The sequence below is a fragment of the Variovorax sp. RA8 genome, assembly GCF_901827175.1.
In the GTDB taxonomy this organism is placed as follows: Bacteria; Pseudomonadota; Gammaproteobacteria; order Burkholderiales; family Burkholderiaceae_C; genus Variovorax.
The window spans coordinates 6,299,375-6,321,140 of the sequence record NZ_LR594662.1 but is presented as its reverse complement, the minus strand read 5'-3'; the positions used below and the strand labels follow the sequence as shown (position 1 = coordinate 6,321,140).

20 protein-coding genes are annotated in these 21,766 nt (G+C 64.3%); 18 read left to right on the top strand and 2 right to left on the bottom strand.

The features are described 5' to 3' along the window. The first annotated feature begins 7 nt into the window (after nucleotides 1-7). The 9 genes from urtB to E5P3_RS30065 all read left to right on the top strand — a co-directional run bounded on the left by urtB (nucleotide 8) and on the right by E5P3_RS30065 (nucleotide 9,234). On the top strand, nucleotides 8-910 hold the full coding sequence (urtB, locus tag E5P3_RS30105; protein WP_162589309.1) for an urea ABC transporter permease subunit UrtB: 903 nt from the start codon (nucleotides 8-10) through the stop codon (nucleotides 908-910). 3 nt (nucleotides 911-913) lie between these two features. Next, nucleotides 914-1,960: an urea ABC transporter permease subunit UrtC gene (gene urtC, locus E5P3_RS30100; protein WP_162589308.1), complete on the top strand. Its 1,047-nt coding sequence runs from the start codon at nucleotides 914-916 to the stop codon at nucleotides 1,958-1,960. A 65-nt stretch (nucleotides 1,961-2,025) separates the two neighbouring features. Continuing rightward, a complete protein-coding gene (urtD, locus tag E5P3_RS30095; RefSeq protein ID WP_162589941.1) occupies nucleotides 2,026-2,760 on the top strand; it encodes an urea ABC transporter ATP-binding protein UrtD in 735 nt (244 codons plus the stop codon). 10 nt (nucleotides 2,761-2,770) lie between these two features. Further along, complete coding sequence (gene urtE, locus E5P3_RS30090) at nucleotides 2,771-3,457, top strand: urea ABC transporter ATP-binding subunit UrtE (protein ID WP_162589307.1); 687 nt, start codon at nucleotides 2,771-2,773, stop codon at nucleotides 3,455-3,457. 51 nt (nucleotides 3,458-3,508) lie between these two features. Then, nucleotides 3,509-4,546 (top strand): aliphatic amidase, encoded by a 1,038-nt coding sequence (locus E5P3_RS30085; RefSeq protein WP_162589306.1) that lies wholly within the window; start codon nucleotides 3,509-3,511, stop codon nucleotides 4,544-4,546. 109 nt (nucleotides 4,547-4,655) lie between these two features. Continuing rightward, nucleotides 4,656-5,414, top strand: a complete 759-nt coding sequence (locus tag E5P3_RS30080) for a CbbQ/NirQ/NorQ/GpvN family protein (RefSeq protein WP_162589940.1) — start codon at nucleotides 4,656-4,658, stop codon at nucleotides 5,412-5,414. A 15-nt stretch (nucleotides 5,415-5,429) separates the two neighbouring features. Beyond that, on the top strand, nucleotides 5,430-7,412 hold the full coding sequence (locus E5P3_RS30075) for a nitric oxide reductase activation protein NorD (RefSeq protein ID WP_232073383.1): 1,983 nt from the start codon (nucleotides 5,430-5,432) through the stop codon (nucleotides 7,410-7,412). A gap of 39 nt (nucleotides 7,413-7,451) precedes the next feature. Next, nucleotides 7,452-8,603 carry a transporter substrate-binding domain-containing protein gene (locus E5P3_RS30070; protein ID WP_162589305.1) on the top strand — a complete coding sequence of 384 codons (1,152 nt, stop codon included), beginning with the start codon at nucleotides 7,452-7,454 and terminating at the stop codon, nucleotides 8,601-8,603. 1 nt (nucleotide 8,604) lies between these two features. Further along, nucleotides 8,605-9,234 carry an ANTAR domain-containing response regulator gene (locus E5P3_RS30065; RefSeq protein WP_232073381.1) on the top strand — a complete coding sequence of 210 codons (630 nt, stop codon included), beginning with the start codon at nucleotides 8,605-8,607 and terminating at the stop codon, nucleotides 9,232-9,234. 55 nt (nucleotides 9,235-9,289) lie between these two features. Here E5P3_RS30065 and E5P3_RS30060 read toward each other — a convergent pair whose 3' ends face one another. Beyond that, nucleotides 9,290-10,219: a LysR family transcriptional regulator gene (locus tag E5P3_RS30060; protein ID WP_162589304.1), complete on the bottom strand. Its 930-nt coding sequence runs from the start codon at nucleotides 10,217-10,219 to the stop codon at nucleotides 9,290-9,292. Nucleotides 10,220-10,343: 124 nt separating this feature from the next. Here E5P3_RS30060 and E5P3_RS30055 point away from each other — a divergent pair, with 124 nt between their 5' ends. The 3 genes from E5P3_RS30055 to E5P3_RS30045 are packed head-to-tail and all read left to right on the top strand — an operon-like array spanning nucleotide 10,344 to nucleotide 13,197. Beyond that, nucleotides 10,344-11,663 carry an MFS transporter gene (locus E5P3_RS30055; RefSeq protein ID WP_162589303.1) on the top strand — a complete coding sequence of 440 codons (1,320 nt, stop codon included), beginning with the start codon at nucleotides 10,344-10,346 and terminating at the stop codon, nucleotides 11,661-11,663. Beyond that, nucleotides 11,660-12,565 (top strand): polysaccharide deacetylase family protein, encoded by a 906-nt coding sequence (locus tag E5P3_RS30050; RefSeq protein WP_162589302.1) that lies wholly within the window; start codon nucleotides 11,660-11,662, stop codon nucleotides 12,563-12,565. Before E5P3_RS30055 ends, E5P3_RS30050 begins: the two co-directional genes overlap by 4 nt. Beyond that, a complete protein-coding gene (locus tag E5P3_RS30045) occupies nucleotides 12,562-13,197 on the top strand; it encodes an aspartate/glutamate racemase family protein (protein ID WP_162589301.1) in 636 nt (211 codons plus the stop codon). The genes E5P3_RS30050 and E5P3_RS30045 overlap by 4 nt, the downstream gene beginning before the upstream one ends. A 273-nt stretch (nucleotides 13,198-13,470) precedes the next feature. On the opposite strand, the gene E5P3_RS30040 is transcribed toward E5P3_RS30045, so the two are convergent. Next, entirely contained in the window at nucleotides 13,471-14,409 is a 939-nt protein-coding gene (locus tag E5P3_RS30040) for a LysR family transcriptional regulator (protein ID WP_162589300.1), read from the bottom strand. Between the two features lie 155 nt (nucleotides 14,410-14,564). On the opposite strand from E5P3_RS30040, the gene E5P3_RS30035 reads away from it, so the two are divergent. The 6 genes from E5P3_RS30035 to E5P3_RS30010 are packed head-to-tail and all read left to right on the top strand — an operon-like array spanning nucleotide 14,565 to nucleotide 21,759. After that, nucleotides 14,565-15,416, top strand: a complete 852-nt coding sequence (locus E5P3_RS30035; RefSeq protein WP_162589299.1) for a fumarylacetoacetate hydrolase family protein — start codon at nucleotides 14,565-14,567, stop codon at nucleotides 15,414-15,416. A 14-nt stretch (nucleotides 15,417-15,430) separates the two neighbouring features. Next, the gene (locus tag E5P3_RS30030) at nucleotides 15,431-17,515 is read left to right on the top strand and encodes a hydantoinase/oxoprolinase family protein (RefSeq protein ID WP_162589298.1); all 2,085 of its coding nucleotides are present in this window, start codon (nucleotides 15,431-15,433) and stop codon (nucleotides 17,513-17,515) included. After that, nucleotides 17,512-19,308 (top strand): hydantoinase B/oxoprolinase family protein, encoded by a 1,797-nt coding sequence (locus tag E5P3_RS30025; RefSeq protein WP_162589297.1) that lies wholly within the window; start codon nucleotides 17,512-17,514, stop codon nucleotides 19,306-19,308. Before E5P3_RS30030 ends, E5P3_RS30025 begins: the two co-directional genes overlap by 4 nt. Before the next feature lie 8 nt (nucleotides 19,309-19,316). Next, on the top strand, nucleotides 19,317-19,691 hold the full coding sequence (locus E5P3_RS30020) for a hypothetical protein (RefSeq protein ID WP_162589296.1): 375 nt from the start codon (nucleotides 19,317-19,319) through the stop codon (nucleotides 19,689-19,691). Then, nucleotides 19,688-20,797, top strand: coding sequence for a CobW family GTP-binding protein (locus tag E5P3_RS30015; RefSeq protein ID WP_162589295.1), 1,110 nt, complete (start codon nucleotides 19,688-19,690; stop codon nucleotides 20,795-20,797). The genes E5P3_RS30020 and E5P3_RS30015 overlap by 4 nt, the downstream gene beginning before the upstream one ends. After that, entirely contained in the window at nucleotides 20,794-21,759 is a 966-nt protein-coding gene (locus tag E5P3_RS30010; protein ID WP_162589294.1) for a Bug family tripartite tricarboxylate transporter substrate binding protein, read from the top strand. The genes E5P3_RS30015 and E5P3_RS30010 overlap by 4 nt, the downstream gene beginning before the upstream one ends. Nucleotides 21,760-21,766: the final 7 nt, after the last annotated feature.

The window sequence follows — 21,766 nt, the reverse complement described above, 5'->3', positions numbered from 1 at the left end:
GTCTTCCATGACCTTCGACATTGCAGTGATGCAGGTCTTCAACGGCGTGAGCCTGTTCACGATCCTGCTCCTCATGGCCATTGGCCTGGCGATCGTCTTCGGCCTGATGGGCGTGATCAACATGGCCCACGGCGAGCTGATGGCGCTCGGCTCGTACGTCACCTATCTGACGGCCATGGGGTTCTCGAAATTCGCCCCGCAGTGGATGGGGGTGTACCTGTTCGCCGCGATCGCGCTGGCATTCGCCGCCACGTTCGCATTCGGGTACCTGCTGGAGCGCGGCTTCGTCAGATTCTTCTACAGCCGTCCGCTCGACACGTTGCTGGCGACCTGGGGCTTGAGCCTGATCCTCCAACAGGCCTATCGCTCCATCTTCGGTGCCCAGGAAGTCAGCGTGCCGCTGCCGCAGTGGCTCAGTGGCGCATGGGAGCCCGTGGCGGGCATCCAGCTGCCGATCAGCCGGATATTCATCATCGGGCTCACCATCGCGGTCGCCGTCGGCGTCTACCTGCTTCTGAACCGTACGCGCTGGGGCCTCAAGGTCCGTGCCGTAACGCAGAACCGCGCGATGAGCGAGGCCGTGGGCATCGATACCCAACGCCTCGACGCGCTGACGTTCGCACTCGGCGCCGGGCTGGCCGGCATCGCGGGATGCGTGTTCACGATGATCGGCTCGACCAATCCGGGCACCGGCCAGCTCTACATCGTGGACTCGTTCATCGTCGTGGTCTTCGGCGGCGTGCAAAGCCTCATCGGCACGGCGCTGTCAGGGTTCGCGATCGCGCAGTCGCAGACCACGCTGGAGTACCTCATGAGCGGGTCGATGGCGCGCGTCACGATTCTCCTGCTCGTGATCGTGGTCCTCTACTTCCGGCCCAACGGCCTGTTCGCAACGCGGTCGAGGAGCTGAGCGATGAAATCCCTTCTACGCGCCCCAGACACCCGCGCCACGATTCTCGTTGCCGCGCTGCTGATGGCCATGGTTGCCGTGCTCGATCCGTTCCGCCTGAATCTGATGGGCAAGTACATGGCCTTTGCGTTCGTCGCGCTCGGCATCGTGCTGCTCTGGGGCTACGGCGGCGTGCTGAGCCTCGGCCAGGGCCTGTTCTTCGGCGCCGGTGCCTACATGATGGCCATGTTCCTCAAGCTCGAAGCCTCGGCGCCGGAGCTGCCGGACTTCATGGTGTGGAGCAGCGTCGAGCACCTCCCGCTGTGGTGGCAGCCTTTCCGCAGCTTCCCCGTCACGCTGCTGCTGATCCTCACCGTGGCGCCCGTTGCGGCCTACCTCTTCGCCTACGCCATCTTCAAGAAGCGCGTGGGCGGCGTGTACTTCGCGATCGTGACACTCTCGCTGGCGCTCACCGGCACGGTGCTGATCGTCGGACAGCAGGGCGACACGGGCGGCGCCAACGGCATCACCGACTTCCGCACGCTGCTGGGCATGGACATCGTCAGCGACGATGCCAAGCAGACCCTCTACCTCATCGAGGCGGCCGTCCTCTGCGTTGCGATGCTGTGCTGCGTGGCGCTCCTGCGAAGCCGCTTCGGGAAGGTCCTGATCGCCATCCGGGATAAGGAGGACCGCGTGCGCTTCAGCGGCTACAACACCGCCCACATGAAGGCGTTCGTGTTCGCGATCTCGGCCCTCCTGTCGTCCATCGGTGGCGCCTTCTACAGCCTCCAGGTCGGCTTGATCTCGCCAACCGCCGTGGGTGTGGTGGCCTCGATCGAGATGGTGATCCTGGCGGCCGTGGGGGGCCGCCTGTCGATCCCGGGCGCGGTCGTTGGCGCCTTGCTGGTGGGCTTCCTGAAATCGTACCTGTCCGAGGCCTTCCCCGAGATCTGGCTGTACTTTCTCGGCGCGCTCTTCATCGTGGTCGTGGCATTCATGCCGCTGGGGATGGCTGGCGTCGTACAGCGCCTGGCCTCAGGCCGCGCCGCGGCAAAGGTGATGCCATGAGTGTCGTGCTGCCACTGTCCACCTCCAATCCCGGGAACGCCACCGTGTCTTGCCCTTCATCCGCCATGGAGCAGATCCTGCAAGTCGAGGACCTCACGGTTTCCTTCGACGGCTTCAAGGCAGTCGATGCGCTGAGCCTCTCCATTCACCGCGATGAGCTGCGGGTGATCATCGGCCCGAACGGGGCCGGCAAGACCACGCTGCTGGACATGATCTGCGGCAAGACGCGCCCCAGCTCCGGCAGCGTGCGCTTCAACGGCCAGGAACTCGTCGGTTTGCCGGAGCACGAGATCGTGCGTGCCGGCGTCGGGCGCAAGTTCCAGACGCCCTCGGTCTACGAAGACCTGACGGTGATGGAGAACCTCGAGATCTCGATCCCCGGCAAGCAGGACGTGCTGGGCTCGATCTTCTTCCGCCGCAAGGAGCACGTGCTCGACCGCATCCACGCGGTGGCGCAGGAGGTGTTCCTGCATTCCATGCTGCATCAGAGGGCGGGCCGGTTGAGCCATGGTCAGAAGCAGTGGCTCGAGATCGGCATGCTCCTGATCCAGGCGCCCGAGCTGCTGCTGCTCGACGAGCCTGTCGCGGGCATGAGCCCGCGCGAACGGGAGCAGACCGGCGACCTGCTGCGTCGCATCTCGCGCGGCAAGTCCGTGATCGTGATCGAGCACGACATGGATTTCGTCAAGCGCATCGCGAGCAAGGTCACCGTGCTGCATCAGGGGCGGCTTCTCAGCGAAGGCAGCGCAGCGCAGGTGCAGGCGGACCCCCGCGTCATCGACGTCTACCTCGGGCACTGAAGGAGCGGACATGCTGGAAGTCAGCCATCTCAACGTCTTCCATGGCGAGTCGCAGGCGATTCGCGATGTTTCCTTCTGCGTAGGCAATCGCGAGTCGGTGGCCATCATGGGACGCAACGGAATGGGCAAGACCACCTTGCTCAAGTCCTTGATCGGCATGCTCCCATCCCGTTCGGGCAGCATCCGCGTCGAGTCGCAAGAGCTCGCAGGCAGCCCCAGCCACCAGCGGGTCCTCAAGGGCCTGGCATTCGTGCCGCAGGGACGAATGATCTTCTCGCAGCTCACCGTCGAGGAGAACATCCTCGTCGGCCTCAGGCATCCCCAGCTCACGGTGCCGGAGTACATCTACCGCTTCTTCCCGGTGCTGGCCGAGATGAAATCGCGCCGCGGCGGCAACCTGTCGGGCGGCCAGCAGCAGATGCTGGCCATTGCCCGTGCGCTCGTCACCAACCCCAAGGTGCTGATCCTGGACGAACCCACCGAGGGCATCCAGCCCTCGATCATCAAGGACATCGCTCGCATCCTGAACCTGCTGCGCGTCGAGCGGCAGATCGCGATCGTGGTGTCCGAGCAGGTGCTGAGCTTCGCGCTCGACCTGGCCGACCGATTCCTGGTCATCGACCGCGGGCGCATCGTCCATGAGGAAGCGCGCGCCCAACTGGACCAGGACAAGGTCAAGTCCTTCCTGACCATCTGACCCCCGTCCTCTCTCACCCCCTTCTTTCACCTCAACCACCAGGAGTTTGTCATGCGACACGGAGATATTGGAAGCAGCAACGATTGTGTCGGCGTCGCCGTCGTCAACTACAAGATGCCACGCCTGCACACGAGGGGCGAGGTGCTCGCCAACGCCCGCAAGATCGGCGAGATGGTCGTCGGCATGAAACAGGGCCTGCCGGGCATGGACCTGGTGATCTTTCCCGAGTATTCGACGCACGGGATCATGTACGACCCGAAGGAAATGTACGAAACGGCGTCCACCATTCCGGGCGACGAGACCGAGATCTTCGCCGACGCCTGCCGCCGCGCCAACGTCTGGGGCGTGTTCTCGCTGACCGGCGAGCGCCATGAAGAGCACCCGAACAAGGCGCCCTACAACACGCTGATCCTGATGAACAACCGGGGCGAGATCGTCCAGAAGTACCGCAAGATCATGCCGTGGACGCCGATCGAAGGCTGGTACCCCGGCGACTGCACCTACGTGTCCGACGGTCCCAAGGGCATGAAGGTCAGCCTGATCATCTGCGACGACGGGAACTTCCCCGAGATCTGGCGCGACTGCGCGATGCGCGGCGCCGAACTCGTGGTGCGTTGCCAGGGCTACATGTACCCTGCCAAGGAACAGCAGATCATGGTCGCGCGCACCATGGCGTGGATGAACAATGTGTACGTGGCCGTCGCCAATGCGACCGGCTTCGATGGCGTGTACTCGTACTTCGGGCATTCAGCCTTGATCGGCTTCGACGGCCGCAGCCTGGGCGATTGCGGTACCGAAGAAATGGGCATCCAGTACGCCGAGATGTCGGTGAGTGCCATTCGCGATGCGCGCAAGAACCAGCAGTCGAACAACTTCCTCTACAAGCTGGTCCATCGCGGCTACACCGGCAAGATCAATTCCGGCGAGAGCGCAGCCGGCGTGGCCGCGTGCCCGTACGAGTTCTACGGCAAGTGGATCAACGATCCCGAAGGCACCCGCAAGATGGTCGAGGGACTCACCCGGTCGACACCCGGAACACCCGAGTGCCCGATCGAGGGCATCCCGAACGAGGCGGCGAAACACCGCTGAATCCACCGGCTCCGCGGGGCGCTGGCGATCAACCTGCGCCCCTGCCAATCCAAGGAAAACCGTGTCAACCTCCATCGACAGCTACAGGCTGCGCGCAAAGCCCTTCTACATGCCGGCAGGCGACGAAATCGCGCTTTACGAGCAAGCCTACGTCCATCGCATGCCCATGCTCCTGAAGGGCCCGACGGGTTGCGGCAAGACCCGCTTCATCGAGTACATGGCGTGGAAGCTCGACCGGCCTCTCGTCACGCTTGCGTGCAACGAGGACATGACGGCGTCCGACCTGGTCGGACGCTACTTGCTGGATGCCGAAGGCACGGCGTGGCACGACGGGCCGTTGACGATGGCGGTTCGCCATGGCGGCATCTGCTACCTCGACGAAGTGGTCGAGGCACGGCAGGACACGACGGTCGTGATCCACCCGCTGACCGATGCGAGGCGCATGCTCGCGCTCGACAAGAAAGGCGAGGTGGTTCACGCGCATCCCGACTTTCAGCTCGTCGTGTCGTACAACCCCGGCTATCAGAGCCGCAGCAAGGACATGAAGCATTCGACGCGGCAGCGTTTCGCCGCGTTGGAGTTCGACTACCCGGACGCCGAGGTCGAAAGCGCCATCGTGGCGCAGGAGGCCGCGCTTCCACTGGAGACGGCGCGCATGCTCGTGAGCATTGCGCATCGGTCGCGGGCGTTGAAGCACCGCGGGCTCGACGAAGGGATCTCGACGCGCATGCTGATCTATGCGGGGCGGTTGATCGGCTCGGGCGTCAGTCCACGCCAGAGTTGCGAGATGACGATGACGCGGGCCCTGACCGATGACCCCGACATGGCGAAAGCCCTGCAGGGCTTCGTCGAAGCACACTTCGACTGAACGGGAGAGGGCCCGATGACATCCGCCGGCGTCCTGGATCTGACCGCGATGGTGGATCGCGCACTGGTGTCCTCGCGTGAGTCGCCGAGCGAGGGGCGGCGCAAGCAGCTGCTGAGTTGGCTGCATGCCTTGCACGAAGACGATCCGGCATGCGCGGTCGCGTTGGCGAGCAAGCTCGCATTGCTCCTCGCACGCGCGTCGGTCGAGGCACTGGGTCGGTGGATCGTTACCGGGCTGCGCACGCATGTCGGCGACCGCTCGCGTCTGCGCGCCTACCTCGCGCTGGCGGACGCTCATGCCGTCAAGTCGCTGGATCGGGAGATCGCCGAGGGTGGTGCGCAGGGTGTCGCGACTGCACTTGCATGGCTGCTGGAGGGACTCACCGAGCGCCCGATTGCGATCCATGCACGCGACCGCGACCATCTTTACGCAGCGCCCCTTCGTCCCACGCTGACGCCGACTCACCTGCTGCTGCCCAACGACTACACCGCGCTGGACGGTGCGGACCGCTACCACCTCTACCGTGCCGCGGCCGCACACGCGGCGGCCCACCTGCTTCATTCGACGCCAGGTCGCCCTGCGGGCAAGCTCAAGCCGATGAGCATGGCGGTCATCTCGGCGATCGAGGACGCGCGCGTGGAGCGCCTGTTGCTGCGCGACTATCCGGGCATGCGCAGATGGTTCGCGGATGCGCTTGCCCATGCGCTACAACCAGGTGCCCTGAGCTTTTCGGCGCTCATTTCGCGAATGAACCTCGCGCTCATCGACCCGAGCTACCAGGACGACAACTACTGGGTCAACAAGGCGCGGAGTCTCTTCGAGTCGCAGGCATCGATTCAACTGGACGACTACGCTGCGTTCAGGCACATCGGATCCGTGCTCGCGAACGACCTGGGCCAGATGCGGGTGCCCTTCAGGGCCGAGCTGTACCGGGTGCCGGCCGCCTACCGCGACGACAACACCTTCCTGTGGGCCTTCGAGAGCGAAACCGCACAGTCTCTGGAAATCGAACTGCAGGACCCGCCGGCGGCACCGCGCGGGCAGCGCCCGAAGGGGGACGATGCCGACCCGCCCCCCGATGCACCAGGAGCCCACGAGATCGAACTGGGCCGCCATGCCTACCCCGAGTGGGACCATCGCCCGGCGATCATGCGCAGCGACTGGTGCACGGTCATCGACAAGCTGCCATCTTGGAGGACAGTGGACGGCGGCCCTGGAAGCCAGGCCATGACGGGCGCCGGACAGGCATTGCGCCTCGTGCGCGCCCACCGGTTCAGCCGTGCCCATCGTCTGCGTCGGCAGTGGGAAGGCGACGATCTCGATCTCAACGCGGCCATCGAGGTGATGGTGGCGCAGCGGGCGCGCATGGCCACCGACCCACGGCTGTTCATCCGGTGCGCCAACCAGGAGCGCACAAGCAGCGTGCTGGTGCTGCTGGATCTCTCGGAATCCACCAACGACAGGCTCGATGCCGCAGGTCCCAGCCTCCTCGACATCGAAAAGCAGGCCGCCTTGCTGCTCGCGCGGGCGGTCGCCCAAGGTCCGGACCGGATCGCGATCCACGGCTTTTCAACGAATACGCGTACCGAGGTCAGCAATTACCGGTTGCTCGAGTTCGGCTCGCCACTTGACGAGATGGCCGAGGCCATGATCGCCTGCGCGCCGGGTCGCCATTCGACACGGATGGGGGCCGCAGTGCGCCATGCGGTGCGCGCCTTCGCCGACGAGCCTTCGGACAACCACATCGTGCTGCTCGTGACGGATGGTGCGCCATCGGACGTCGACGTCCACGAGCCCGGCTACCTTGTCGAGGATGCACGCGCGGCGGTACACGAGGCTCGCGACGAAGGCGTCCACGTGCACGGCCTGGCGGTCGATCCGCACGGGCACGCCTATGTGCGCAGGATCTTCGGCTGGGGCCATTTCGACATCGTGGACGATCCCCGTACGCTTCCGGCCAGGCTGTGCCGGTTGTATGCTCGGTTGAGTGCCGCATGAATCGCTGAAAGAATCCGCAATCGAACCCGAGGACTGCCCGTGGCCAACAAAGATCCCGTTCGCGTCGGCGTGCTCTACTCGGAGACAGGCGTGACTTCGACCATCGGAAAGTCGCAGCTGCAGGGAACCCTGCTGGCCATCGACGAGATCAACGAGGCGGGTGGCCTCGACGGCAGGGAACTGGTGCCGGTCTTCTACGATGCGCAGTCGACCCCGGCGGTGTATGCCAGGCTGGCCGAGCGCCTGATCCTCGAGGACAAGGTCAACGTGATTCTGGGCTGCTACATGTCCAGCAGCCGCAAGGCGGTGCTGCCGCTGGTGGAAAAGTGGAACAAGCTGCTGTTCTACCCGACCCTCTACGAAGGGTTCGAGTTCTCCAACAACATCATCTATACCGGCGCCGCGCCCAATCAGAACAGCGTTCAACTCGCAGAGTTCATGACTGCCAATTTCGGGTCGCGGGTGTACCTGATCGGTTCGGACTACATCTATCCGTACGAGTCGAACCGCATCATGAGCGAGCTGGTGCTGCAGCGCCAGAACAGCGAAAAGGTGGCAGAGCGCTATGTGGCGCTGGATGCCACCGAACAGGATTTCGACCCGATCATCGACGAGATCCGGAACTTGCAACCGGACTTCATCTTCTCCACTGTCGTCGGAGACTCCGCGGCCTGCCTGTATCGAGCCTATGCAGATGCCGGCCTCGACCCCAGGACCATGCCCATCGGGAGCCTGACGACGTCGGAGGCCGAGGTATCGCAGATGGGTGGGGCCGGCATTGGCCACTTCACCTCCGCGCCCTATTTCCAGTCCATCAACTCCGAGACAAACCTGCGCTGCCTCGAGCGATTTCGGCAACGATTCGGCGCGCATTGCGTTCCGAACCAATGCTGGGAAGCGGCCTATTTCCAGACGCACGTCTTCGCGAATGCCTTTGTGCGCGCCGGGACCGACGATCCGGCGCAACTCGTGCCCAAGATCCTCGGCAGCGAGCTCGATGCACCTCAAGGTAGGATTCGCATCGATCCGACGAACCACCACACCTGTCTCTATCCGCGCATCGGCGTCGTCAACTCCAAGGGCCAGTTCACCATCGTGCGCGAGGCGACGCGCGCGGTTCACCCTGATCCCTACATGGTGACCCATTCGATGGGTGACTGGGCCGCAGAGCTGAGCACGCTGGAGCTTTGACGTGGAGCCCGAATCCGTCCGTCAGAAGGCCGGGCCGACACCCACCCAGCTGAAGAACCTGCGGATGCTGCGGGTCGCAGTCTGTCATCCCGACGACGCGGACGGCCAGCAGATGACCCAGCAGCTTCGCCGCATCGGCTGCCATGTCCAGGCGTTCTGGCCGCCGCTGCCTGTCTTGCCCGAACTCACCGACGTGGTATTCCTTGCGGTTCGTCCGGACTGCATCGACATGAACTTCGAATGGTTCAACGCGGACGAAGGGCCGACCATCATCGCCGTCGTGAACTACGAGAACCCGACGATCGTCGAGATCGTTCTTCGCATCGGGGCCAAGGCGACGCTGCCGTCGCCGGTACGCTCCTTCGGGCTGCTGTCTGCGCTGGTGGTGGCGCGACAGGTGCATGGCGATCTCAAGGCCCAGAAGCGTCAGCTGCGCAAGCTCAGCGGCAAGGTGCTCGGCGTGCGGCGTATCGAGGAGGCGAAGAATGTCCTGATGCGCACGAGAAGCATCAGCGAGACCAAGGCTTACGACCTGATCCGCGAACAGGCCATGAGCAAACGGGTCAGCATCGAGGAGATCGCGCAGACGATCCTGAACGCCAACGAAATCCTTTCGTTGGGCAAAACCTGAGACGTTCCGTGCAGCGTCCGAGGCCAAGCGAACCGCCGTCGAGGAGTCCAAGGGCTCAACCACCGTTCGAGACGACCTCCGCCGGGATGCCACGCATCTGCGTGACGAACGACTCGAGGTGCTGCCGAAACGCCTTCGCCGCCGGCGAGAGTTCGGTGTCTGAACGCGAATAGACGCCAAGCCTGCGCTTCACGGTCGGACGCACAAGCAGTCGTGCATGCACCTTCACTCGTGGCGAAACCTGGCGAACGTTGATCGGCAGTGCCGCCACCCCGAGACCGGCGGCGACCATGCTGATGATGGTGGACGAGAAGGACGCTTCGTACCTTGGCACCGCTGTCACACCCGCCGTGGCGAAGGCTTGATCTGCGAGGTGTCTGGATGGGCTGGCGGCCGTCAGCGCGATCAGCGGGTGCCGTGACAGCTCCTTCCAGCTCACGGTACCGCGCGCCACGAGCGGATGCTCGTCGGGCATCAGAGCCATCAGGTGGTCTTCGTAGAGCACGCTTTCGTCCAACCCGGTGTCGTCCTCCAACAGCGTGCCGACGCCAAGATCGACCTCGCCACGCCTGACCTGATCGCGGATCTCCTCCTCGAACCCGTCCTTCACCGCGCATTGGATGCCCGGATAGGCACGCACAAAGTCGCGGACCGCCCACGGCAGGACCGTGGCAGCAGGAACCACCGATGCCGCCACTGTGACGCGACCGCGCTGGATGGTGGCCAGGGAGCGCGTCGCAGCGATGGCGGCCTCCAGGTCGCTCAGGGACTTGCGAGCCAGGGGCAGGAACTCACCGCCAGCGTCGGTAAGGCGCACCTGGCGGGTGCTGCGGGAAAACATCTTCAACTCAAGCTGGTTCTCCAGCTCACGCACCAGCATCGACAACCCCGACGCGGAGACGTGCAGCCGCTCGGCCGCCCGTGCAAAGGAGGCGGTGTCCGCCACGGCAATGAAGGCGCGCAGCTGCCTCAGAGTGATATTCATATGTCCTGAGGAATCGCTCAAATAAATGAAATTGTCTTAGCAACGGCGCGGTGCTGCAATCGCCGCATCCACCCAGGAATGCCAAGCGCCGGTGGTCCGATCAGCACGTCTTCCAGGAGCAACCATGACCGTTCTCTCCCAAGGCCTTCAGGCAACCTCAGCAGACCAGCAGCAGGCAACAGCATCCCCCGCCACCAACCCCCGGCGCGTGGCGGCTGCCAGCCTCGTCGGCACGACCCTGGAGTTCTACGACCACTTCATCTTCGGAACCGCGGCGGCCCTGATATTTCCGAAGCTCTTCTTCTCCCAGTCCGATCCGTTCGTCGCCACTATCCTGTCGCTCCTGTCATACGGCATCGCTTTCGTCGCGCGACCCTTCGGAGCGGCGCTGTTCGGCTCGATGGGCGACAAGCTCGGGCGGCGCTTCGTGCTTGTGTCGACGCTGCTCATCATGGGCCTGTCCACGTTCCTCATCGGGCTGCTGCCGACGTACGGCCAGGTCGGACTGCTCGCGCCGGTGCTCCTGGCGCTGCTTCGATTTGCCCAAGGCCTGGCGCTCGGCGGGGAATGGGGCGGTGCAGCGCTGATGGTCAATGAATTCGACACGACCGGGCGTCGCCGCGGCTTCTACGGCAGCCTGGTGCAGGTGGCAAGTCCGATCGGTGTGCTGCTCGCCAACGCGATGTTCGGCTTCATGAACGTCATCACCGACGACGCAGAGTTCATGGCGTGGGGATGGCGCATCCCCTTCCTCGCAAGCATCCTGCTGGTCGGCATCGGCTACTTCATTCGCCGCAGCGTGTCCGAGTCTCCGGTCTTCCAGAGCCTTGAAAAGACCTCGCACAAGGCCGAGGCACCGCTGCTCGAAACGCTGCGCAATCACTGGAGGCAAGTCTTGCTGGCCATCGGCGTGCGGGCTGGCGAGGGCATCATCTGGTACGTCTTTTCGCTGCTGCTGCTGGTCTATGTGCCTACGCGGCTCGGCCTGCCGCGCCAAGTCGCCCTGAATGCCGTGCTGCTGGGTGCCGCGGTCGGTGTCATTGCGATACCCCTGTTCGGCGCCCTGTCGGATCGCATCGGGCGCAAGACCTTGCTGCTCGTCGGTGTCGCGGCGTCGATCATCTGGTCCTTCGCCTACTTTCCTCTGCTTGAGACCCGCGATTCGACGCTCGTCATCGTCGCCTCCATGATCGGCATGGTGTGCCAGGCAGCCTTGTGGGCACCGTTGGCCGCGTTCATTCCGGACATGTTCGAGCCCAAGATCCGGTGCACCGGGGCATCGCTCGGGTTCCAGCTCGCAGGCGTCTTCGGTGGTGCACTGGCACCTGCCGTGTGCGTGTGGCTGCTCGATCGGTTCGACAACCCGCTGTACATCTCGGCGTACTGCACGGCAGGCCTGGCTGTGATCGCATTGTGCGTGATCAAGGCGAGGCCGCAGCAATGAAGACCCCGGCAAGAGACTTCGTCGGCTACGGTCGCGCGCGGCCCGCCTTCGAATGGCCTGGGGGGCGGCGGGTCGCCGTCAGCGTCGTCGTCAACTATGAGGAAGGCGGCGAGAGCTGCGTGCTGGACGGCGACACCCACTCGGAGGTGCTCAACAGCGACGTGGCCGGCGCCGTGCCCCGCGCGGGGCGCCGCAACCTGGTGGTCGAGTCGCACTACGAGTACGGCAGCCGGGTCGGCCATTGGCGCATCCTGGATCTGCTGCAGGAATGCGACATTCCGGCCACCTACTTCGCGGTGTCGAGCGCACTGGAGAAGCACCCGGAGGCCGCGCGCTCGATCGTCGCAGCAGGGCACGAGGTGGTATCACACGGCGCCCGCTGGATCGACTACGACAACGTCGAGGAATCTACCGAGCGTGAGCACATGATCCGATCGCTCGAAGTGCTGGAGCGCCTGTGCGGACAGCGTCCGGTCGGCTGGTACACGGGCCGGGTCAGCCCCAACACGCGCGCCCTTGCGGTCGAGCAAGGCATGCAGTACGACAGCGACGGCTACAGCGACGATCTGCCGTACTGGACCGAGGTCGGCGGCCGGCAGCACCTCGTGCTGCCGTACAGCTTCGACTGCAACGACATGCGATTCGCTTCGACACCTGGCTTCAACACCCCGGATGACTTCTCAGATCACCTGCGGCGCACGCTCGCGTGCCTGCGCCGAGAGGGAAATCGCCAATCGACCATGATGTCGATCGGCCTGCACCTGCGGCTCGCCGGTCGACCCGGTCGCGCAGAGGCCTTGCGCGAATTTCTCATGTCGGCGCGGCAGTTTCCCGACGTCTGGTTCTGCCGGCGCCGCGACATCGCGGATTTCTGGCGACTCAAGTTCCCGGCTCCACGATGAAAACGCTGTTCCTCAACCCGAACTCGAGCGAAGAGATCACGGCGACGCTGCGGCGCCACATCGGGCGATGCGGATGGCCGGCGGACCGGTGGGAGGTTGCAAAGGTCGACGATGCCCCGAGGATCATCGGCACCGCATCGCAGAACGCCGAAGCCGAGGCTGCGTTGGAACGGGCACTGCCGGCGCTCAGCAACGGATTCGACCGGGTGGTCATGATGTCTTCGGTCGACACGGGCTACGACGTCGCCCACCGGTTGTTCGGCGACGAGGCATACGGGTTCACGCGCAGCGTGCTTGCGCAGCACCGCAGGCTTGGCCAGCAACTGCAGATCGTCACGTTCGACAAGGCGATGACCGCTCTTTACGCAAGCACCGTCGAGGCCACCGGGCATCGCGCGGTTGTCGCAGGCTGGACAGTTGTCGATCGCCTGCCGGCCGCCGTCGCGGCGCAGCCCAGCCTGGCACTGGAGGAGTTGCGCACCGTATGCCGGGACCTGGCAAGGACATCGATGCATCCGATCTTTGTCGTGGGAGCGGTCGGCCTCGCGCTGACGGACGAACTGCGAAAGGACGGCATGACAGGGCTCGTCGATCCAGTGGCCGACCTGCTCGGCTGGCTCGGCAGCGCATAGGTCTCGCTCGATCTCGCTCCAGGCCTGGGCAAACGCACGGAGGCAAGGCTGGCTCCTGACCCACGCCACAGCAGCATCCGTCATCGAGGAACGCGACGCTGTGCCTTTCATGGAACCGTAAAGGTCGACTGCTCAGCCTCCCGGCCTGTCTGTTCCGCCTAACGGGTCCACTGGACTTAGGTCGGGGTCCGGCCCAAGCCAGTCGTTCAGTCTTGACGTCAAATTGCGCAATTGCGCCTCGTAGCCTCGGCCAGGACTCAGCCTGCACTGGTGCTAAGCGTGCCCGGCCTCGTCCTCGACTGTCGGCTCGGTCAGGCTTCCCCAAGCGTTGACCAACTGTTGAATGGTCTCGGCGACCAACCTGCACGCAGGCGATAGCTTCCCCTGTTTCGGGAACGCCAGCGTCACGTGGCGAAAGAGATCAGGCTTTACGAGCTTGCTGGCTTGAAGACGGCCCCGTTGGAGCTCTTCGGCAATCGAGTACGGCCCCATCATCGAATAGAGGCTTGTCGTAGTCGCCACGAGTTCTTTCTGCATCGTCAATGAATCTACTTCGGCGACAGGCATCAGAGTGAATCCCAAGCTCCGAGCTGCTTCGTCAAGCGCATTGCGCCAGTGACTGGGACGGCGAGGCAGCACGAGGCGCAGCCCCGACAGTCGCGAGAAGCTGACCGTGGGTTCCTTCGTGAGCGCGTCGCCCGGTGCAGCGATCAAATAGGTATGTGCAACGCTCAGCAGTTTTTCTTCGTGACCGCTTGGGCGATTGAATCGAAAGAGGATCGCCATGTCGACGGCGCCGCTATCAAGCATCGCGTTGAGTTCAGTGCCCTGAGCCTCGGCGATGTTGAGGCGGATGCCCGGGTGCTCGACCTGCAGGCGTTGAAAAAGTCGGGTCATCAGCGGATGCGCTGCAGACGGGATGACGCCCAGGCGAACCTCGCCAAGCAGCTTGCCCGACTCTTCGCGCAGCTCCTGTGCCAGACGGTCTGTCTCCAACAGCCAGGAACGTAGCCGCACTGCAGCGCGCTCGCCCAACTCGGTCGGCGCGACACCCCTGCCCGTGCGCCGGAAAAGCGGTCCGCCAAAGGTCGCCTCGAAGTCACTGATCTGGCGGCTGATGTGCGACTGCACGGTCTGGCGGCGGGCCGCAACCTTGCTGAGGCTGCCAGCCTCCAGCACCTCCAAGAAGAGCTTGACGGTCGCAACGTTCATAGGGATTACCCGCGTATGGCCATGCCAAATCTGGCAAGGCTGGTTGCTCTGAATTCTATCTAGGCGAAGAGCTCCTGGATTTCTACAGTCCCTGTACCCACTGCGAACTGATCATTTCGAGCAACCAACGCAGTGATGAATCCAAGGGGACCCATTTGAAACTCGCTAGCTTCATACACGCTGGACAGGCCACCTACGGAGTGGTCCAGGAAGAGCGCTACCAACTGCCGTCGGCAGACTTCATCGGGCGCTACCCGGACTTGGTATCGGTGCTGCAGGCCGACGCCTTGCGCGAACTCGAGCAGTCGGCGGCGGCAAGCGGGAACGCCGTGCAGGCGAGCGCGGTGCGCGCGCTTCCGGTGATCCCCAACCCGCCAAAGCTGATCTGCGTGGGCCTGAACTACAAGACCCACGTCGCCGAGACCAAGCGGGGGGAGAGCGAATACCCCTCACTGTTCCTTCGTTTCAACGACACGTTGGCGGCGCACGAAGACGTCGTGCTGCGCCCGGCCTTCTCGGAGCGCTTCGACTGGGAAGGCGAACTGGCCTTCGTGATCGGCAAGGGCGGCCGCTACATCCCGAAGGCGCAGGCCTTCGAGCACATCGCCGGCTATGCCTGCCTGAACGACGTCAGCGTTCGCGACTGGCAGCGCCACACGCACCAGTTCACGCCGGGCAAGAACTTCCCCGGCACCGCCCCGTTCGGCCCGTACCTGGTCACCAGGGACGAGGTGCCGGACGTCACCAAGCTGACGCTGGAGACGCGTGTCAATGGCAACGTGATGCAGCACGCGAGCATCGACGACCTGATCTTCGACATCCCCGTTCTGGTCGAGTACATCTCGCGCTTCACGCCGCTGTCGCCCGGTGACGTGATCGCGACCGGAACGCCCGGCGGCGTCGGCGACCGCCGCGAGCCGCCCCTTTACATGAAGGAAGGCGACGTGGTCGAGGTGGAAATCACCGGCCTCGGCGTTCTCCGCAACCGCATCGGAACGGCAGCCTGAGCGCCGCGAAAACCATGGCAACCCATTCCACTCCCAATCTGCGCATCGCGGTCGACATCGGCGGCACCTTCACCGACATGGCCGCCTTCGACGAGACCACCGGCAAGCTGCTGTTCGGCAAGGCGCTTTCGACGCACGGCCAGCTCGTCAACGGCATCCAGGCCACGCTGGACAGCGCCGACATCGATGTGCGCAACGGCCAGTTGTTCCTGCACGGCTCCACCATCGCCATCAATACGCTGCTGGAGCGCAACGGCGCCAACACGGCGCTGCTCATCACGGAAGGCTTTCGCGACATCTACGAGATCGGCCGCGTGAACCGTCCGGATGCGTACAACCTGTTCTTCAACAAGCACCAGCCGCTGGTCAAGCGCTCGCTGCGCTTCGAGGTGGCCGAACGCCTTCGCGCCGACGGCAGCTTGCACAAGCCGCTGGACGAGGGCGCGGTGCGCGAGCTGGCCCGCGAGCTGAAGAGCCAGAGCATCGAAGCAGTGGCGGTGTTGCTGCTCCACTCGTATCGCAATCCGGCGCACGAGCAGCGTGTCAAGCAGATCTTGCAAGAAGAGCTGCCAGGCGCATTCGTGTCCGCTTCGCACGAGCTTTCACAGGAATACCGCGAGTTCGAGCGGGTCTCCACCGTCGTGGCCAATGCCTACGTTGGGCCCCGCGTCTCCGAATACCTTGGTCAATTGGAGACTCACCTGTCCGCCAAGGGCTTCGGCGGCGACTTCTACGTCGTGCAGTCGACCGGGGGCCTGTTCCCGATCGATCATGCGCGCGTCGGCTGCGTTCGGATGCTGGAGTCGGGCCCCGCGGCCGGTGTGATCGGTGCACAGGCCATCTGTGCGCAACTCGGCATGGGCGATGCGATCGCCTTCGACATGGGCGGCACGACGGCCAAGGCAGGCGTGATCAGCAAGGGCCGGCCGCTCACGACGGGCTCGGCGCTGATTGGCGGCTATGAGCGCGCGCTGCCGATCCAGATCCCGATGATGGACATCCACGAGGTCGGTACCGGCGGTGGCTCGATCGCCCGCGTGGAGACCGGCAACGCGCTGCGTGTGGGACCGCAAAGCGCCGGCTCCATCCCGGGCCCGGTGGCCTATGGCCGCGGCGGCAAGGAGCCGACCGTGACCGACGCCAACCTGGTGCTGGGCCGGCTCGACGCCGACAACTTCCTGGGCGGCGAGCTCAAGCTCGACATGGAAGGCTGCAAGCGGCAGATGGACGAGCGTGTGGCCGGTCCGCTGGGCCTGGCACCGACGGAAGCAGCCGACGGCATCCTGCGTATCGCGGTGACGCAGATGTCGCACGCCGTGAAGGCGGTGACCACCGAACGCGGCCTGGACGCCGGCAGCTTCACCATGGTGGTGTACGGCGGCGCCGGCCCGCTGCATGCCTCGGCGATCGCACGCGAGATCGGCATCCGCAAAGTGCTGATCCCGTACGCGCCGGGCTACTTCTCCGCCTACGGGATGCTGTTCTCCGACCTGCGCTATGACTACGTGCGCTCGGTGTTCCGCAAGCTCAACGACGTCTCCTTCGAGGAAATTGAATCGGCCTACAAGACGATGGAAGACGAGGGCCGCGCCGCGCTGGCGCAGTCCGGCGTGAAGGCGGACGGCGTGGTGATCGAGCGTGCGGCCGACATGCGCTACGTGGGCCAGGAGCACGCGGTGACGGTGGACCTCCCGATGGCTTTCTTTGAGGGCAAGGACCGCTCGGCCATCAAGCAGCAGTTCGACGAACTGCACAAGGTGCGCTACGGCACTTCGGCACCCAAGGAGCCGGCTGACCTGGTGAGCCTGCGCGTCACCGTGCTCGGCATCATGAAGAAGCCGCCCAAGCACCGCGTGGATGAGGGTTCGTCCAAGCCGGAGAAGGCAGCGGTGCGCACCGTCAAGCCGGTGTACTTCCGCTCCGGCGGCTGGGCCGACACGCCCGTCTACAAGCGCGACCTTCTGCGCTCCGGCAACGTCGTCAGCGGCCCGGCGCTGATCGAGGAGCACGCCTCCACCACCGTGATGCAACCAGGCGATGAGATGCGCGTGGACGAACTCGGCAACCTTCAAATTTCCATCGGGAGCGACCGGTCATGAGCAGCACCCCTAAAACCCAAGCGGCCGCAGTTGACCCGGTCACCGTCGAGATCATCCGCAACGGCCTGTACGCCGTGACGGAGGAGATGAAAACCAATCTCACGCGCACCGCCTACAACCTGATCATCTACGAGGCGCTGGACTTTACCGTCGGGCTTTTCACCAGGGAGGGCGACACGGTCTCTATCGGCCTGGGCCTGCCGATGTTCATCCGGGGCATGTCCGAGACGGTCAAGGCCAAGATCAGGCACTTCGGCTACGAGAACATCCTGCCGGGCGACATCCTGGTCACAAACGATGCCTATACCACCGGCAGCCATCTGAACCACTTCACGTTCACGATGCCGGTGTTCCACGAGGGCAAGCTGGAAGGGTTCACCTGCTGCATGGCGCACTGGCTTGACGTGGGCGGCACGCTCGGCAACGTCACCACCGACATCTTCAGCGAGGGGATCCAGATTCCCATCATGAAGTACCAACGCGAAAACGTGGTGAACCAGGATCTGATCGACATCATCGCGATGAACGTGCGACTGGCCGATCGGGCGTTGGGGGACCTACGCGCGCAGATCACCGCCATCACCACAGGCGAGCGCCGCTACGTCGAGCTCCTGGAGCGCTATGGAGTGGATGCAGTGAACGGCTCAATCCGCCAGATCATGGACTCTTCAGAGGCTGTGGCGCGCAAGAACACCCTTTCGATTCCCGATGGCGTGTATGAGGCGGAGTCCTTCATGGACGACGACGGACTCGAGATCGGCAAGCGCATCCCGATCCGCGTCAAGGTGACCGTCACGGGTGAAGAGATGACGGTGGACTTGTCCGACGTCAGCAAGCAGGTACGTGGCTTCTACAACTCGGGCTTCACGACCGGCATCGCCTGCGCACAGGTGGCCTACAAGTGCCTGACCACGCCGACCGACTACCCGGTCAACGACGGAAGCTTCCGCTCGCTGAAGGTGATCATGCCGATGGGCACGGTCATCAGTGCCGAGCGGCCGTACCCGATGCGGGTGTGGATGACCTTTCCGATGACGGTGATCGACACCATCTTCAAGGCGCTGGCTCCAGCCATCCCGGACCGCTCGATCGCAGGTCACCACGCCGACCTGGTGTTTCCCAACATCCACGGCATCTCCCCGGAGGATGGGCGACTCTTCATCGTCGGCATCGGACCGCTGGGCGGAGGATGGGGCGCCAAGTCGACGGAAGACGGCGTCTCGGTCACGGTGTGCATCAACGACGGCGACACCCACAACAGTCCGACCGAGCAGCTCGAAGCCAAGTACCCGGTGCTGGTCGAGAAGTACCAGATTCGCCAGGACAGTGCCGGCGCCGGTCAGTACCGCGGTGGTCTGGGCGCGGAGATGGTGGTGCAGGCGCTGTCGCCTTTCACCGTCACCACCCGCATCGATCGCGTCCACTGCAAGCCATGGGGCCTGGAAGGCGGCGGGGACGCCATGGGCAACGGCCTCGCCGTGCGTCACAAAGGTGAGTGGAAGACCGACCACCTGAACGCAAAGATCTTCAACGTGCGGCTGGAGCGCGGCGACGCCTACAAGATGCTGTCGGGCGGCGGTGGCGGCTTCGGCGATCCGCTTGCCCGCGACATGGACCTTGTCGCAGAGGACGTGCGCGAGGGCTACGTCAGCAGCGAGGTGGCGCGTGAGGTCTATCGCGTCGCCCTGGGCTCCAAGGGGCAGGTCGACCAAGAGGCGACGCGCATGCTGCGCAGGGCGCCGAAAGCCTTGCGCAATGGTGCGTCTCTCGACGTCGCCTGGGACGGACAGTGAGCCTCGTCATGGCCGATGACGTGTCGCAGCGCGCCTCCAGGCTCTCACGCCTGTGGAGCGAACTTGCGATGCGTCACGTTGCACTCGGCTCCAGTTGCGGCTGCGGTGCCGGCGGTGTGAGCCTCCAGCTTGTCGACTTCGAGCTTGACATCGTGGACTACCTGGAGGACCAAGGCCTTCGCTCCGGTATTGCCGATGTGGAGGCATTCTTCCGGGCCCGTCCGACGTTTGAAGCAACCGGTCTCCCGCTTCAGACCCTGCTGGAAGATCTGGAGCGCGACGAGTTTGCCGCCGAGGCGAGCGAGTGGTTGCTGGCAAGGCTGGAGCGAACCTTGAGATCCTTCGCTGAACTTCACGGCGGGCGTCAGCAGGGCGGATCATGACCGGCCACTTCTCCTCGTTGCTGGGAGCAAGCCAGACCGGGCAGGTGCGCGTCCCTGTGACGGTACTGACCGGATTCCTCGGCAGCGGAAAGACGACGCTCCTCAACGAGTTGCTGCGCGAGCCTGATCTGCACGGCACCGCAGTCATCGTCAACGAGTTCGGTGAAGTCGGTATCGACCATGACCTGATCGCCAACACGACGGAGGACACCATCCTGTTGCCCAACGGCTGCATGTGTTGTGCGGTGCGCGGCGATCTTATCGGTGCGCTGGTGGGTCTCGCGGAACGCGGCGCATCGGGTGGTTCAGTACTGCGCCATGTACTGGTCGAGACGAGTGGTCTCGCCGACCCTGCGCCGATCCTCCGGACGGTGATGGGAGAGCCCGCCGTCAAGCATCGCTTCACATTGGCCGGCGTGTGCTGCACCGTCGACGCCGTTCTGGCGCCTGGCACGCTTGATCGCTATTCCGAAGCTGCCCGACAGGTTGCCATGGCCGATCACCTTTTTCTCACGAAGGCCGATCTGCTGAGCGAACCGATCTCCCAGGAGTTGCTTGACCGCTTGAGGGGCCTGAACCCGACGGCTGCAGTGCATCAGGAGCGCGGAAAGTACGTGGCGGCGCTGCGGCAGACGATGCAGACGCCTGCCACTGACGCGCGGTCTTTATCCTCGGAGAGTGGATCCTTCTACAGACCGGTGACAACCACCGGCGAAGCGGGTGATGCACCGGCGCACTCGGCCGGAATCACTTCATTCGTGATCACTCGCGACGATCCGTTACCGCGAGACGGCTTCTTTGCCTGGCTCGACATGGTGATCGCAATGCGGGGCGAAGACCTGCTGCGCGTGAAGGGAATCGTCAACCTGCAGGAGCAGCCGGGACAGCCGCTCGTGTTCCACGGCGTACAGCACCTGTACCAGCCGCCCGAGTCATTGCCGGCCTGGCCAAGCGCAGACAGACGCACCCGGATCGTGTTCATCACCCGAGGCGTCGACGCAGAGTCGATGGACGAGTCGCTGCGCGTTTTCGAGCGACGACGACGTCCGGGACCGCGCGCGGCCTCTTCACCGGACCCCTCATCCAAATCAACGGAGACTCCATGAAATCACTGAAAGTATTGGTCGCGTGCGCGATGCTCGCGGTCGCACCCGCATGGGCGCAGACTGCCAAATTCCCTGACCGCTTGATCCGCATCGTCGTTCCTTTCGCTGCGGGAGGCGGGGTAGACAACATCGCGCGCCTGCTGGCCAACCAGCTACACACGCAGCTCGGGGTATCGGTGATTGTGGAAAACCGCGCCGGCGCGAACGGCGCGCTGGGTGGCAAGGCAGTCCAGACCGCCACCGCCGACGGCTATACGTTGCTGTTCTCCGCGGCTACGCACGTGCTGGCCAAGGAGGTCGTCGCCACACCGCCTTACGACCCGCAGACCGATTTCTCCCCGATTGCGCGCGTTGCCGAGGCGCCGCTGATGCTCGTCATCGCGCCCCAGCTTGAGCCTCGCAAGCTCACCGACGTGCTGGCTGCTGCAAGGAAGGAGCCGGACAAGTGGACGGCAGCCATTCCCGCTGCGGGTGCGCCAAGTCACTTGGCCACGCTGCTTCTTGCCAAACAGGGCAACGTGAAGTTCACCTATGTGCCTTACAAGGGTACACAACCAGCGTTGGTCGACGTAGGGGGCGGACACGTTCAGCTCCTGATGGACTCGATGATCTCTGTGCTGCCGCTGGCCAAAGCGGGCCGGGTTCGACCCATCGCGATCACCTCAGCAAAGCGCAGCCCTCTAGCACCCGAGGTTCCGACAGTGCAGGAGAGCGGGCTACCGGGCTTCACCTACGGATCGTGGTACGGCGTGTGGGCGCCCAAGGGCACCCCCGCCGATCGGGTCCAGCTGCTCAACACTGCCATCAACGCCGCCATCACTGAGTTGGGCAAGTCCGGCGCGCTGGCAAGCCTTGGCGTCGAGCCTGTGACTCAGGATGTCGACCAGTTCAAGCGCTATGTCGCTGGCTTCGTCTCCCAGAGCGCTGAACTTCTCAAGAGTGCAGGCTTCAAGCCTGAGTAAAGCCAGA